13 protein-coding genes are annotated in these 14,666 nt (G+C 63.4%); 9 read left to right on the top strand and 4 right to left on the bottom strand.

Features of this window, described 5'->3' with window-relative positions; translation table 11 throughout:
- The first annotated feature begins 56 nt into the window (after positions 1-56).
- From ACWUKX_RS03755 to ACWUKX_RS03725, 7 genes are all read left to right on the top strand, one after another.
- Positions 57-995, top strand: coding sequence for an ABC transporter substrate-binding protein (locus ACWUKX_RS03755; RefSeq protein WP_029355684.1), 939 nt, complete (start codon positions 57-59; stop codon positions 993-995).
- Between the two features lie 75 nt (positions 996-1,070).
- Complete coding sequence (locus ACWUKX_RS03750; protein WP_455839137.1) at positions 1,071-1,868, top strand: ATP-binding cassette domain-containing protein; 798 nt, start codon at positions 1,071-1,073, stop codon at positions 1,866-1,868.
- The gene (locus ACWUKX_RS03745; RefSeq protein WP_456003947.1) at positions 1,865-2,875 is read left to right on the top strand and encodes an ABC transporter permease; all 1,011 of its coding nucleotides are present in this window, start codon (positions 1,865-1,867) and stop codon (positions 2,873-2,875) included. The genes ACWUKX_RS03750 and ACWUKX_RS03745 overlap by 4 nt, the downstream gene beginning before the upstream one ends.
- Positions 2,876-2,879: 4 nt before the next feature.
- The gene (locus ACWUKX_RS03740; protein WP_065006248.1) at positions 2,880-3,971 is read left to right on the top strand and encodes a phosphotriesterase family protein; all 1,092 of its coding nucleotides are present in this window, start codon (positions 2,880-2,882) and stop codon (positions 3,969-3,971) included.
- Positions 3,972-3,988: 17 nt separating this feature from the next.
- Positions 3,989-4,759, top strand: coding sequence for a glutamine amidotransferase (locus tag ACWUKX_RS03735; protein ID WP_029355679.1), 771 nt, complete (start codon positions 3,989-3,991; stop codon positions 4,757-4,759).
- Positions 4,760-4,762: 3 nt separating this feature from the next.
- A complete protein-coding gene (locus ACWUKX_RS03730) occupies positions 4,763-5,671 on the top strand; it encodes a PfkB family carbohydrate kinase (RefSeq protein ID WP_456003945.1) in 909 nt (302 codons plus the stop codon).
- Entirely contained in the window at positions 5,668-6,498 is an 831-nt protein-coding gene (locus tag ACWUKX_RS03725) for a BtpA/SgcQ family protein (RefSeq protein WP_287094205.1), read from the top strand. Before ACWUKX_RS03730 ends, ACWUKX_RS03725 begins: the two co-directional genes overlap by 4 nt.
- A 96-nt stretch (positions 6,499-6,594) precedes the next feature.
- On the opposite strand, the gene ACWUKX_RS03720 is transcribed toward ACWUKX_RS03725, so the two are convergent.
- From ACWUKX_RS03720 to ACWUKX_RS03705, 4 genes are all read right to left on the bottom strand, one after another.
- Positions 6,595-7,581, bottom strand: coding sequence for an NAD-dependent epimerase/dehydratase family protein (locus tag ACWUKX_RS03720; protein WP_456003943.1), 987 nt, complete (start codon positions 7,579-7,581; stop codon positions 6,595-6,597).
- Between the two features lie 157 nt (positions 7,582-7,738).
- Positions 7,739-11,197: a chromosome segregation protein SMC gene (gene smc / locus ACWUKX_RS03715; protein WP_456003941.1), complete on the bottom strand. Its 3,459-nt coding sequence runs from the start codon at positions 11,195-11,197 to the stop codon at positions 7,739-7,741.
- A 123-nt stretch (positions 11,198-11,320) separates the two neighbouring features.
- Positions 11,321-12,067, bottom strand: coding sequence for a DsbA family protein (locus tag ACWUKX_RS03710; RefSeq protein ID WP_456003939.1), 747 nt, complete (start codon positions 12,065-12,067; stop codon positions 11,321-11,323).
- A gap of 187 nt (positions 12,068-12,254) precedes the next feature.
- A complete protein-coding gene (locus ACWUKX_RS03705) occupies positions 12,255-12,755 on the bottom strand; it encodes a DUF721 domain-containing protein (protein ID WP_029355672.1) in 501 nt (166 codons plus the stop codon).
- A 55-nt stretch (positions 12,756-12,810) separates the two neighbouring features.
- On the opposite strand from ACWUKX_RS03705, the gene mutY reads away from it, so the two are divergent.
- Both mutY and ACWUKX_RS03695 read left to right on the top strand, forming a co-directional pair.
- On the top strand, positions 12,811-13,995 hold the full coding sequence (mutY, locus tag ACWUKX_RS03700; RefSeq protein ID WP_456003937.1) for an A/G-specific adenine glycosylase: 1,185 nt from the start codon (positions 12,811-12,813) through the stop codon (positions 13,993-13,995).
- Between the two features lie 45 nt (positions 13,996-14,040).
- The gene (locus ACWUKX_RS03695) at positions 14,041-14,652 is read left to right on the top strand and encodes an HAD family hydrolase (RefSeq protein ID WP_456003935.1); all 612 of its coding nucleotides are present in this window, start codon (positions 14,041-14,043) and stop codon (positions 14,650-14,652) included.
- Positions 14,653-14,666: the final 14 nt, after the last annotated feature.

Genomic DNA, 14,666 nt, shown 5'->3' with positions numbered 1-14,666 from the left:
TAAGCACCGATGGGACCAGCCGAACAGGTTTGGCCCGCAAGCAAGGGGAACCGTAAATGCGTCCGTTCAAACTTCTCTTCCGTTGCGCCGCCGTCATCGCCATTTGCTCGACCGCGATGGGATCGGCGTTCGCCGATACGTTCGCTCTCGTCAACATCAACCAGCAGGCCCTGTTCTTCAACCAGATCAATGAGGGCGCGCAGAAGGCCGCCGACGCCGCAGGCGCCAAGCTGGTCATCTTCAATGCCAACAACGTGCCGAGCGCGCAAAATGACGCGATCGAGAACTACATCACACAGAAAGTCGACGGCATCATTTTAGTCGCCATCGACGTGAACGGCGTCAAGCCTGCAATCACCGCCGCGAAGGCGGCCGGCATCCCCGTGATCGCCATCGACGCGCAGATTCCCGACGGCGACAACGTTGCGTTCATCGGTGTCGACAACGCCAAGGCTGGCGAGGATATCGGCAAATTCTACGCGGACTATGTCAAGTCGGAGATGGGCGGCACTGCCAAGATCGGCATTGTCGGCGCGCTTAATTCGTTCATCCAGAACCAGCGGCTCGACGGTTTCAAGAAGGCGGTCACTGACAGCGGCTTGGCGATCACCTTCCTCGACACGGTCGACGGCCAGAATGTTCAGGAGACCGCAATGAGCGCTTCGGAGAATTTGATGACCGCCAATCCGGACATGACGACGCTATATGCGACCGGCGAGCCGGCGTTGCTCGGCGCTGTTTCGGCCGTAACCAGCCAAGGCCGCACCGGCGACGTCAAGGTGTTCGGCTGGGACCTGACCAAGCAGGTTATTCAGGGCATTGACGATGGTTGGGTGGTGGCCGTCGTCCAGCAGGACCCTGCCGGCGAAGGCAAGGCCGCTGTCGAAGCATTGACCAAGCTCAAGAAGGGCGAAACGGTCGAGCCGATCATCAATATTCCGGTGACGATCGTGACCAAGGAGAATGTCGAGCAATACCGCGCGATGTTCCAGTAAACTGCGTCGATGGCCGGTCCGCGGCGCCGCTTGAGGCTACGCCGCGGACGCTTTGCAAATCCCGTGGGATCCAAGATGAGCAGTAGCGAGACCTATCGGGTGCGGATGAGCGGCATCTCAAAGCGCTACAACGCCATCCAGACGCTCGATGATGTGTCGCTGGTGCTGAAGCCGGGCGAGGTCCTGGGACTGGTCGGCGACAATGGCGCGGGAAAGTCGACATTGAGCAAGGTGCTGTCGGGGGCGGTGGTTCCCGATGCCGGCACGATCGAGATCGATGGCATGCCGGTGACCTTCAACTCGCCGGCGGATTCGCGTGCAGCGCGCGTCGAGATGGTCTATCAGGATCTGTCGCTCTGCGACACGGTCGATGTCGCCGGCAATCTCTTTCTCGGCCGCGAGCCGCGCCGCCGCATCGCCGGCATTTCCTTTCTCGACAAGAAGCGCATGCACGAACAGACGCGCCAGATGCTCGATCGACTCGGCATCGTTATCGCCGACACGCGGCTCAAGGTCGAGAACCTGTCCGGCGGACAGCGACAGTCGATCGCGATCGGCCGCGCCGCCTCGTTCGAGCCGTCCGTGCTGATTATGGATGAGCCGACGGCAGCGCTTGCCGTCGCCGAGGTCGAGGCTGTGCTCGACCTGATCCGCGCCGTGAGCGCCCGCGGCGTCAGCGTTATTCTGATCACCCACCGCCTTCAGGATCTGTTCCTCGTATGCGACCGCATTCAGGTCATGTACGAAGGACGCAACGTCGCCGAGCGGCTGATCGGCGAAACCAATATCGAAGATGTCGTCAACCTGATCGTGGGCCGCAAATTCAGCGCTCGTTCGGCCACCAGCGCCTATCGCGATGGAGCGCCAGCATGAGCGACGTGAGTTCGACCCACTCCGCTCAGTCTCGAAGGGTTCGCGAAGGCACATGGCGAGATGCGGTGCTCGCCAATGGCAGTGTCGTGTCGATCGCGTTGTTCTTTCTTGTGGTTTGCGTCATCTTCTCGGTGACGACGGACGCCTTTCTGACGTCGCCCAATCTGCTGAACATCCTACGGCAGTCGGCCCCGCTGCTGATCGTCGCCGCAGCGATGACCTTCGTCATCACCACGGGTGGCATCGACCTTTCTGTCGGCTCCGTGCTGGCGCTGGTGGCAACGTTGTCGGCGACAATGCTGCAGCTGGGCCTGCCATGGCCGGCGGTCATCCTGGCCATGCTTGCGCTGGGTGCCTTGCTTGGCGCGGTGCAAGGCTATTTCGTTGCTTATGAGGGCATCCCGGCCTTCATCGTCACGCTTGCCGGGCTTTCGGTGATCCGTGGCGTGGCGCTGCTGATCACCGGCGGCTACTCGATCCCGATCGAGCCGGGAAGCTCTTTCACGGTGCTGGGCCGCGCCTGGTTTCTTGGCGTGCCGGCGCCTGCGCTGATCGCGCTGGCGATCCTTGCGATCGCCTATATCGCCTTCAACGAGACGCCGTTCGGCCGCTACGTGACCGGCATCGGAGCCAACGCCGAAGCGGTCAGGCGCGCCGGCGTCAACACGCGGCTGACGACGCTTTTCGTTTACGTGATTTCCGCCGCCGCGGCAGCGCTTGCGGGGATCGTCATTGCGGCCCGGCTCGGATCCGGATCGTCGAACGCCGGGCAAGGCTTTGAGCTCGAAGTGATCGCTGCGGTCGTGCTTGGCGGCACCAGCCTGTTCGGCGGCCGCGGAACGATTATCGGCACGGTGCTCGGCGCGCTTACCGTGGCCGTCATCGGCAACGGCCTGATCCTGGCGCATCTGTCGCCCTTCCTGACGCCGATCGTGACCGGAACGATCATCCTGGTCGCCATCTGGCTGAACTTCCGCCTGTTCCGCGGCGCCGTACGGAGCCGTTGAGCCTATGAGTGATCTCTTCGATGACGCAGCTCCCAGGCAGCGGCTGGCGATCGGCGTTGAATCCGGCCAGGTGATGACCGTGCTCGGCCCCGTTCCGGTCGAAGAAATGGGCGTTACGCTGATGCACGAGCACATCCTGCTCGACGGCGCGCGCACCTGGAAATGCCCCTGTCATCCCGACGACATGGCGCTCGCCGAGCAGCCCGTGAACATCGAGATCATCGGCGAACTGCGCATGAACCCTTACGTCAACCGTGACAATGTTTCGCTCGACGACAGCGACCTGGCGCTGTCTGAGCTGCAACGCTATCGCGCGCTCGGCGGCCACACCGTCGTCGACGCGACCAATATCGGCATCGGCCGTGAAGCGGAAAAGCTCGCCCGCATCAGCCGCATGTCCGGCCTGAAGATCGTCATGGGCACCGGCTTCTATCTGGAGCACACCCATCCCGAATGGCTGAAGACCATGGATGTCGACGCGGTGACCGAATTCATCGTCAACGATGTCGGCGGCGGCGAGATGCAGCCGACGATCCTGGCCGGTCTGATCGGCGAGGTCGGCGTCAGCAAGGACTTCACCTCCGAGGAACGAAAGTCACTGCGAGCTTCGGCGCGGGCCTCGCGCATCACGGGCGTGCCGCTGTCGATCCATTTGCCCGGCTGGGAGCGGCTGGCGCACGAGGTGCTCGATGTCGTCGAGGCAGAGGGCGCCGACCTTCGCCACACCGTGCTCTGCCATATGAACCCCAGCCACAACGATCTCGACTATCAGACAAGCCTCGCCCGGCGCGGCGCTTTCCTGGAATACGACATGATCGGCATGGACTATTATTATGCCGATCAGGACGCGCAATCGCCCTCCGATGAAGAGAATGCACGGGCAATTGCGGCACTTATCGACGCCGGCTTCGGCGACCGGCTGCTGCTGTCGCAGGATGTGTTCCTCAAGATCATGCTGACCCGCTTCGGCGGTTTCGGCTACGGCTATATCCTCAAGCATTTCGTGCCGCGCCTGAAACGGCATGGCGTCGAGCAACCGGCCATCGACCGCATGCTGGTCGCCAATCCGAGGGCTGTGTTCTCGCGGCGGAACTGACTTACGACGGAGTTCAAATGTCCAAGAAAAAGATTCTGCTAGCCGGTGAATCCTGGGTGTCGACCGCGACCCATATCAAAGGCTTCGACCAGTTTCCGACGGTCACCTACCACACCGGCGCCGACGAATTGCTGACGGCGCTGAAGGCGACCGACTTCGATGTGACCTTCATGCCGGCGCATGAGGCGCAGCGCAGCTTTCCGCAAACAATGGAGGCGCTTTCGGCCTATGATGCGGTGGTGCTCTCCGACATCGGCGCCAACACGCTGCTTCTGCATCCCGACACTTGGGTTCACTCGAAGCCGACGCCGAACCGTTTGCGCCTGCTGCGCGATTATGTGCGCGACGGCGGCGGGCTTTTGATGTTTGGCGGCTATTATAGCTTCCAGGGCATTAATGGCGGCGCGCGCTATCGCAAGACGCCGGTCGAGGAGGTGCTGCCGGTGAACTGCCTCGCCTTCGACGACCGCGTCGAGGTGCCGGAAGGGTTTTCGCCTGTTCTGAAAGGCTCCTCGGACCACCCGATCTTGAAGGGTCTCGGTTCGGCTTGGCCAATCCTGCTCGGCTTCAACGAGGTGACGCTGAAAGACGGGGCGGAAGTTCTGGCAACCGTGTCATCGGATTACGGATCGCTGCCGCTGCTCGTCGCCGGCCACTATGGCAAGGGCCGCACTGTGGCCTGGACATCCGATGTCGGGCCGCATTGGCTGCCACCGGAGTTCATCGCCTGGAAAGGCTACAAAACCCTGTTCGAACAGATGCTGAGCTGGGCGACCGGTGAGAGCTGAGCGATGCATGTCCATGTCTTGGGCAATGCCTGCGTAGACACGATGTTTCGCGTCGGCCGCTTCCCCGCCGCCGGCGAGACTTTGAACGCCAGCAGCTACGCCGACGGCCTCGGCGGCAAAGGCGCAAACCAGGCCGTTGCGGCCGCGCGCACGGGTGCTGCGGTGACGTTTTGGACGGCGCTCGGCAAGGACCGCGCAGGCGCATGGATCCGAGCCTCTCTCGACAGGGAGTTGTCCGACCTCGAGGTGAGCGAATTCGACCTGCCGAGCGACCGCTCGACCATCGTCATTGAGGCCGGCGGCGAGAACTTCATCGTCAGCGGTGTCGCCTGCAGCGAAGCGTTCGATCCGATCGCGCAAACGGCACTTGCGCGACGGATCTCGTTCGGCGACATCGTCGTCTGTCAGGGAAACCTGCGAGGCGCCGCGATAAATGCCTGCCTGCGGGCAGCACAGGAAAATGGCGCGCGCACCGTCCTGAACGCCAGTCCTATCAATGCGGCGGCTTTGCCTGACTTCGGTCTGGCGCAGCTGTTGGTCGTGAACCAATCCGAGGCGAAAGCACTGACCGGCGAGGGTGATATGGCAGCTGCGGCCGACGCGCTCGCGGCCAAAGGCGCCGGAACAGTCGTGATCACACTTGGCGCGGAAGGTTGTCTCGTGCTTGGCCCGGACCAGGAAGCACCGCTTCGTTTGCCGGCGCCCCGCATCGAAGCGCTCGACACCAGCGGCGCCGGCGATGTGTTTTGCGGCTGTCTGGCCGGCGGGCTTTCCAAAGGAATGTCGGTTACCTCAGCGCTGAAGTTCGCGCTCGCGGCCGCGGCAATTGCGGTGACTCGCCCGGGCACATTGATATCCTGTCCTTCCGCGCCTGAAATGGCGGCGCTCATCGATGAAACGGAGCTCTCATGACCCAACTCGGCCAATCAGGCGCCGACGCGCTCGTAGAACTTTTCGGCCGCACCAAGGTGGTGATCGGTGTCGTTCATCTTGCGCCGCTTCCTGGCTCGCCGCGCTTTGACGGCGAGGCGGTCGAGGCGATCTATCAGCGGGGTCTCGATGATGCGAGGTCCTATCTCGACGGCGGATGTGACGGCGTGATCGTCGAGAATCATGGCGACATCCCCTTTGCAAAACCTGACGATATCGGACCGGAGACAGCGGCCTATATGGCGGTCGTTTCCGACCGTATCCGCCGCGAACTCGGCAAGCCGGTCGGCATCAATGTGCTCGCTAACGCCGCGATCCCTGCCCTTGCGATCGCCAGTGCCGCCGGCGCGGGTTTCATCCGCGTCAATCAATGGGCGAACGCCTATGTCGCCAACGAGGGTTTTGTCGAGGGCGAGTCGGGTCGCGCGGCGCGCTACCGCGCCAAGCTTCGCGCCAACGGCATCCGCGTTTTCGCCGATGCTCATGTCAAGCATGGCGCACACGCCATCGTTGCCGACCGGCCAGTGGAGGAACTGGTCAAGGATCTGGTCTTCTTCGACGCCGACGCCATCATTGCGACCGGTCAGCGCACCGGGCACGCTGCGGATCTGAGCTACATCCGCATGATCAAGGAGGCCGCCGGCCTACCGACGCTGGTCGGCAGCGGCGTGACGCCCGACAATGCTAACGATATCCTTGGCATCGTCGATGGCGTCATCGTCGCCAGTGCACTGAAGCATGACGGCGTCTGGTGGAACCAGGTCGACCCTGCCAGAGTAAAGACCTTCATGGCCGGGCTAAGGCGATGATCGAGCGGCAATGATGCCATTCTGTTAGTGGCCGGAGCGAAGTCGCGGGGCCGCAAACGCGGATGCCAACAGGCAACGACGACACTCAGGCCGCAGTCACCTTGTCGTTGATCCTGCAACCCATTCGGACCGGTACCAGTCGACGAATTTCTTCAGACCATCTTCGATCGAAACGCTCGGCTTGAAGCCGAAATCGCGCTCCAGTGCCGTCATGTCGGCATAGGTCCGCTCGACGTCGCTGCTCTGCATCGGCTCGCTGTGGCGGATCGCCTTTACACCGAGCAGTCTTTCCAGAGTGTCGATGAAATCGCCCAGCCGCACCGGCCGGTTGTTGCCGACATTGTAAATCCTGCTGGGTGGGGCCTCGGCCATGGGCGGCTTGTCGAGCACGGCAACGACCGCCCGCACCACATCGTCAACATAGGTGAAATCCCGCCACATCTCGCCATTATTGAACACTCGGATCGGCTTGCCCTCGAGCATCGCCTTGGTGAATATCCAATAGGCCATGTCGGGCCGGCCCCAAGGGCCGTAGACGGTGAAAAACCGCAGTCCAGTCTGCGGAACGCCGAAGAGATGGGCGTAGGTGTGGCTCATCAATTCATCTGACTTCTTGGTGGCGGCGTAGAGCGAGACGGGCCTGTCGACCTGATCGGTCTCGCTGAATGGCACCTTGCGGTTGCCGCCATAGACCGAACTCGACGAGGCATAGACCAGATGCTCGAATGCGGGCTGCGCGCGACAGAATTCGAGCACTTCGAGATGGCCGACGACGTTGGAACGGATATAAAGCCTCGGATTGTCGAGTGAATGGCGCACACCTGCCTGCGCGGCGAGATGGACAATCCTGGTTATGCCTTGTCCGGCCAAAGCGGTAGCGAGCGCGCCCTGTTCGGCGATCTCGATCTCATGAAATGAAAAATCCTTGTGAGGCTGCAAGCGGGCGAGACGCCCCTTTTTGAGCGCCAGGTCGTAGTAGTCGTTCATATTGTCGACGCCGACGACCGCCTCTCCCCTGCTCAGGAGATGATGGCAAACATGACTGCCGATGAATCCTGCGGCTCCGGTGACAAGTATGGGCACCAAGGTTCTCCATGCATATGCTGGCACGTGATCGCGAAATAGAGATCGATTTTCGAAAGGATCATGCGCAACATCGAAATGCTACATCCGAATGAAGGACCGTCTCAGCTCGTGCTACAGCCAATAGGCGCCACCGACAAGCTGTGCTGTCGACGCATCAGCTTGCCTCGCGCAGGGCCTCGGCCGCCTGCAGGTCGACCGACACGAGCTGGCTGACGCCCTGCTCGGCCATGGTCACTCCGAACAGCCGGTCCATGCGGGCCATGGTAATCGGGTTGTGCGTGATGATGACAAAGCGTGTCTCGGTGGTGGCGGCCATTTCGTCCATCAGATTGCAGAAACGCTCGACATTGTGATCGTCGAGCGGTGCGTCGACTTCGTCGAGCACGCAGATCGGCGCGGGATTGGTCAGGAACACGGCGAAGATCAGAGACATCGCCGTCAACGCCTGTTCGCCGCCGGAAAGCAGCGTCATCGTCTGCGGCTTCTTGCCGGGCGGCCGCGCAAGGATTTCGAGACCGGCCTCGAGCGGATCGTCGGACTCGATCAGTTGCAGTTCCGCCGTCCCGCCGCCGAACAGATGCGAAAACAGCCGCTGGAAATGACCGTTGACCACGTCGAAGGCAGCCAGCAGCCGTTCGCGGCCTTCGCGGTTCAGGCTCTGGATCGCCTGCCGCAGCTTGCGGATGGCCTCGATGATGTCCTCGCGTTCGGAAACGATGGTCTCCAGCCGATCGGACAATTCCTTCTGCTCTTCCTCGGCGCGCAGATTGACGGCGCCCAGGCGCTCGCGCTCGATCTTCAGCCGGTCGAGCTGACGCTCGATCTCAGTCATCTCCGGCATCGGGCTGTCGGCCTCCAGGCCGGTGTGGCGGATGACCAGATGCGGCGGCGTGTTCAGCGTTTCCTGAATGCGCGCCTCGACCTCCAGCCGTCTTTCGTCGGCAGCGGTCAGCCGCTCTTCGGCGCGGACGCGCGTTTCGCGCGCCTCGGCCAACGACTGGATTGCTGATGTCGCGGCCTTGTCCAGGTCGGACTGCTTGTTCTCCGCCTCCTGCAACCGGTCGCCGGCTGCCTGGCGCAGGCTTTCGGCTTCGGCAAGCTGCGACAGCAAGGCGCGCCGCTTGGCGTCGATCTCGTCGGGTGCGTCGGCCAGTCTTTCGCGCTCGGCCTCGGCCTCGGCCTTGCGTTCGCCGAGTGCCGCGATCTGCGTCGAGGCGTTTTCGGCGCGCTCCAGCCAGTTGCGGCGTTCCTGGCCGATGGCGTCGAGGCGGCGCGTTCGCGCTTCGGCTTCCCGCCTCAAGCCTTCATGGACGGCGCGGGCATCGGCAAGGGTGGCGCGGTCGCGAGCGACGTTGGCGGCCGACTGTTCGAGCTGCAACTGCAGATCACCGAGGTCGGGAGCGCTTTGCAGCAGCATCTCCGCCTCGACGAATGCTGCCGCCGTCTCTTCATGGCTGTCGACGATACGCGCGCGGGCCTCGTCAAGTGCGGCGCGTCGGCTCGACAGCTCGCCGCCGGCCTTCTCGGCCTCGGCCAGCGCGTTGCGGGCGGCGTCCAGCCCATGCTGGGCATCACGCCCGGCTTGACGGGCGTAGCGCTCGGCCTCGCTCGCCCGGGCAAGCGCCTGCTCGGCATGGGCAAGAGCCTCTTCGGCCTGGCGCAGGATGCGGGTCGCGTGGACCGCCTCGGCGTCGAGCTCGGCCAGCCGGTTTTTCTGCGCCAACCGCTGCGCGGCCGCGGTCGGCGCGTCGGCGCTGGCGGTGAACCCATCCCAACGCCAAAGCGCCCCTTCGCGGCTGACCAGCCGTTGCCCGGGAGCAAGCAGCGCCTGCAGCCGCTTTCCGTCGCCGGTCTCGACGATGCCGATCTGCGCCAATCGGCGGGCCAGTTGCGCCGGCGCGCGCACCACGCTGGCAAGGCTCTTGATGCCTTCGGGTAGAGCGGCGTCGCCGGGCTGGATCTCGCTTTGCCCCCAATGCACCGGCGCGCTGCGGTCGAGCGGCACGTCGAGATCCTCGCCAAGGGCGGCGCCCAGCGCCGTCTCGTAGCCGCGTTCGACGCTGATCTGCTCCAGGACAGAGGGGAAGAGGTCGCCGCTCGCGGCATTCAGGATCTTGGCCAGTGTACGGGCCTCAGTTTCAATCCGCGCCAGCTCGGCCTTTGCATCCTGAACCGGCGGGCGGGAAGCACTTTCCGCCGCGCGCTCCTCGGCGACAGCCTGTTCGGCGGCAATCGCTGCGGCTTCGGTCTCCTCGAGCAGCGCCACGGCCTGTTCGACCAGCAGCCGCTTCTCGGCGGGATCGGGCAGGCCGGCGACCCTCGAAGCGATGTCGGACAATTCCCGGTCGACATCGGCGAGCTGGCGGGCGAAACGGTCGCGGCGCTCAGCGGTGTCGCGCAGCGTTCGTTCGATCTGGTTGCGGGAGGCGGCGGCCTCCGCCCGTTCGGCCGTCAGCCCGGCGAGTTTAGCTTCACTCGCGGCAAGCGTCGACGCCGCCTGTTCGACCGCCGCGCGGGTGCTGGCCTCACGGTCGGCGGCGCCGGCGTTCTCAGTGTTGAGCACGACTTCTTCGGCGGCGAGGCGCTCAAGAATATCCGCATTGTCGCGGACCATCCGCTCCTCGCGGACGATGTCGCCGTCGAGCTGCTGGAGCCGGCGGTCGAGTTCTGCTTGGCGGGCGCGGATGCGGCCCGCTTCCTCTTCGATCTGCGTCTTGGCGATCGACAGGCGCTGGAAGGCGGCAGCGGCGGCGGCTTCCGCATCGCGCAGTTCCGGCAACCGATGCGCGCCGATCCCTTGCTCCCTGGCGGCAGCCATCTGGGCGGCGGCGCGGTCGCCGACCAGTGCCGTGGCAATCGCCAGCGCCGAGCGCGCCTCGCCTTCTTGTGTTTTGGCCAACGTCCAGCGTAGATGCAGCAGCGTCGCCTCGGCCTTGCGGATGTCGGCCGACAGGTTCTTGAAGCGCGAGGCCTGGCGGGCCTGGCGCTTCAGGCTTTCGATCTGGCTTTCCAGCTCGCCGACGACGTCGTCCAGCCGTTCCAGATTCTGTTCGGCCGCCTTCAGACGCAGTTCCGCCTCGTGGCGGCGTGTGTGCAGACCCGAAATTCCGGCCGCCTCTTCTAGCAGCGCGCGGCGCGCCTGCGGCTTTGCCTGGATCAGCTCGCCGATGCGGCCTTGCCCGACCATCGAGGGCGAGCGCGCGCCGGTCGACTGGTCGGCGAAAAGCAGCTGCACGTCCTTGGCGCGGGCTTCCTTCCCATTGATGCGGTAAAGCGAACCCGCCTCGCGCTCGATGCGGCGTGAAACCTGCAGTTCGTCTGCGTCGTTGAAGGCGGAAGGCGCGCTACGGTCGCTGTTGTCGAGGAAAAGCGTGACTTCGGCGGTGTTGCGGGCAGGACGCGTTCCCGAACCGGAAAAGATGACGTCGTCCATGCCGGACGCACGCATGTTCTTGTACGAGCTTTCGCCCATCACCCAGCGCAGCGCCTCGACAAGGTTCGACTTGCCGCAGCCGTTCGGCCCGACGATGCCGGTCAGGCCGCGTTCGATGACGAACTCGCCGGGTTCGACGAAGGACTTGAAACCGAGCAGGCGAAGGCGCGAAAACTTCATTCGCGCCGCCCAATAAGCGGGTTCCGCAAAACTGTTCGGCGGTTTTGCGACAGGGCGCCAGGCGCGCGGCACGACAAAAAGCCACGCACGCCTAAGCGCAGCCGCTTCGGCGCCGCTGAAACGTCAGAGCAGAGGGTCGATAATGGCCGAGATTTCCTCAATCGACAGCGCCCCCTTGTAGGTCTTCCCGTTGATAAAGAAGGTCGGCGTCGAGTCGACCTTGAATTCATCGGCGCCGCGCTTTTGGACCGATCTCACATCGTCCAGAAGTTTCTGGTCCGTCAAGCAGGCCTCGAACGACTCCTGTGTAAAACCGGCCATCTTGGAGATTTGCAGCAGGGCGTCCTTGGTATTGGCAACACCTGCCCAGTTCGCCTGCTGCCTGAACAGAACGTCCACCATCGGGAAATAATTGTCCTTGGAGCAGCGCGCCAGCATGAAACCGGCCTCGGCGCTGGGGTCGAACGGAAATTCGCGCAGGATAAGGCGGGCCTTGCCGGTGTCGATATATTTCGTCTTCAGCTCCGGCAGGGTGGTTTCGTGGAAATGCGCACAGTGCGGGCAGGTCATCGAGGCATATTCGACAATGGTGACCTTCGCGTCGTCCTTGCCCAGTTGCTCGTCGGGCAGTGTGCCGGGTTTCAGCAGAGCCGCCATGTCCACCGTGCCCTGGGCCTCAGGCGCCTTGACCGCGGCTGCAGTGGCCGGCTTCGCCGGATCGGCCGGCTTCATCGCATCGGCGGGAGCCGCAGGCTTTGCATCCTGCGGCACGGCTTTCTCGCCCGAGTCGCTGCAGGCGGCGAGCAGTGCCACCGCCGGAATGGCGGCCAGCGACGACAAGAGGTTTCTGCGGGACAAAAGACGGGTCATACGAATCACCTGACAATGGTAGGATTTTGCAATGCAAAGGCTAGAAAAGGCGAGAGTTGGCGCGAATTAAGGCATCCCCGTCCCCATTCCAATCGCCAAACCTTGTGTACGCGATCACGAAAGCGCGAGATCAATGCTTGTCGCCCAAAAGTGCGCAGCGGTTTTGGGCGGACGACATGCATAAAATTCAAGTCTTCTTTTGACCGAGAATGGTGGCGCCGAGCCGCTCCAGCGAAGCGCGCAGTCCGTCATCCTCGATCATTCCGACAGTGCCTGACAACTTTACCTTCTCGGCCGCGGTCAGCGGCCGAAAGCTTGGTTTAGGCCGCCCTTTGTCCGCCGTCACCGGCTTTTGTACGATTCTGATCCGGCCGATAGCGTTGAAGCCGAGGAAGGCGTTGACCCTGTTAATGATCTCGCCGGTCTCGTGCTGCAGATGGAGCGCGGCCATGCCTTCGCAGGCGATGACCAGAACCGCCGGCTCGAACGGATCATCTTCATGCATGCGGCGCGGCCACTGGATCTTTTCAGGGCGCGAACGGCTGGCGAGCCGCGGCCCGGCAATTTCCTCCCAGGACTGGACGAGCCCGATCGACATGCCGGCCCGCTTCCGCAACACCGGATCGAGAATCTGGGTTGCGAGATCACTCACCGGAACGGGATTGCCGAAGGGCCTTTTCCCTGCCATGTGCGTTCTCCAGTCACGACCTTCACCACGCATCGGTTAGGCCAGTCCTCGATCAATGGCACTGCACGACCAGACCCGCAAGACCGCATCCGGAGACAGCGGCAGAGCCGCGTCTGGAGACAGCGGCAGAGCCGCGTCTGGAGACAGCGGCAGAGCCGCGTCTGGAGACAGCGGCGCGATCGCGTCCCGCCTGCTCGCCTGGTACGACGCGTATCACCGCGACTTGCCGTGGCGCGTTGCGCCGCGCGAGTTGGCAAGCGGCATACGGCCCCATCCATACCGCGTCTGGCTTTCCGAAGTCATGCTGCAGCAGACCACGGTCGAAGCGGTAAAATCCTATTTCCGGGCCTTTGTCCAGAAATGGCCTGATGTTGAGGCGTTGGCTGCGGCACAGGCCGAAGATGTCATGAAAGCCTGGGCCGGGCTCGGCTATTATTCCCGCGCGCGCAATCTCAAGGCCTGCGCCGATCTCGTCGCACGGCAAGGCGGCAGGTTTCCGGACACGCAGACTGCCTTGAGAGAGCTGCCCGGCATCGGCGCCTACACGGCGGCGGCGATCGCGGCGATCGCCTACGACCAGCCGGCCGCGGTCGTCGACGGCAATGTCGAGCGGGTCGTTTCCCGGCTGTTCTCGATTGCCACGCCGCTGAGCGAAGCCAAGGGAGACATACGCGCCTATGTCGAGCGAATGGTTCCAGCGACCAGACCGGGCGATTTCGCCCAGGCGATGATGGATTTGGGCGCGACGATCTGCACGCCGCGCCGGCCGCGTTGCATGCTGTGCCCGCTGCGAGAGGATTGCAGCGCCACTGTTTCAAGCGATCCCGAGCGCTTTCCTGTCCGCCTGCCGAAGGGCGAGAAACCGTTGCGGCGCGGGGCTGCCTTCGTTGCCGTACGTGACGATGGCGCCATTCTTTTGCGCAAACGTGCGGATAAAGGCCTGCTCGGCGGCATGACCGAAGTACCGACGACCGGCTGGACCGCGCGGATCGACGGCGCCACCACGGACGCGGCAGCGCCCTTCCCCGGCAACTGGCGGCCAACCGGGCGGATTGGCCATGTCTTCACCCATTTTGCGCTCGAACTCGACGTCTTCAAAGCGATGACCGATGGCGCCGCCCCGGCGGGTCATTTCTGGTCGCTGGCCCACGAAATTTCCGGCGAAGCGCTGCCCACCGTCATGAAAAAGGTAATCGAAGCGGCGATACCGGGCGCGACGAAGAAGCAGCGCGCACATTGAATCGCCTACATCACCCCACATGAATTGCATTGAACGAGGACTAGAATGACCGAAATCCGCCACATCGTTTTCGACATCGGCAAAGTGCTGATCCACTACGATCCGAACTTGCCCTTCAGCCGATTGATCCCCGACGCCGACGAGCGGAAATGGTTCTTCGACAATGTCTGCACGCATGACTGGAACATCGAGCAGGACCGCGGCCGGACCTGGGAAGAGGCCGAGGCGCTGCTGATCGCCGAACACCCGGACCACGCCGAAAACATCCGCAACTTCCGCCGCCTCTGGCACGAGATGGTGCCGCACGCTTATGACGACAGCGTCCAGATCATGGAGAAGCTGATCGACAGCGGCCACGACGTCACCATGCTGACCAATTTCGCCGCCGACACGCTGGCTGAAGCCCGGCAGCGTTTCGACTTTCTCAACCGTCCGCGCGGTGTGACCATTTCGGGCGAGATCGGCATGATCAAGCCGGATCGCGGCATTTACGACCATCATGTGACCACGTTCGGCCTCGAGCCCGCGGCCACGCTGTTCATCGACGACAGCCCGAAAAATGTCGACGGTGCCAAGGCGGCCGGCTGGCAGTCGGTGCTGTTCACTGACGCAAAGACGCTCGAGGCGGACCTCAGAGGGCTGGGGGTCAGAGTGTGATTTGAATCACTTCG

This window comes from Mesorhizobium sp. f-mel (assembly GCF_053850215.1).
Note: the sequence above shows the minus strand (reverse complement) of the source record. Positions and strands in the feature narration are given on the sequence as shown.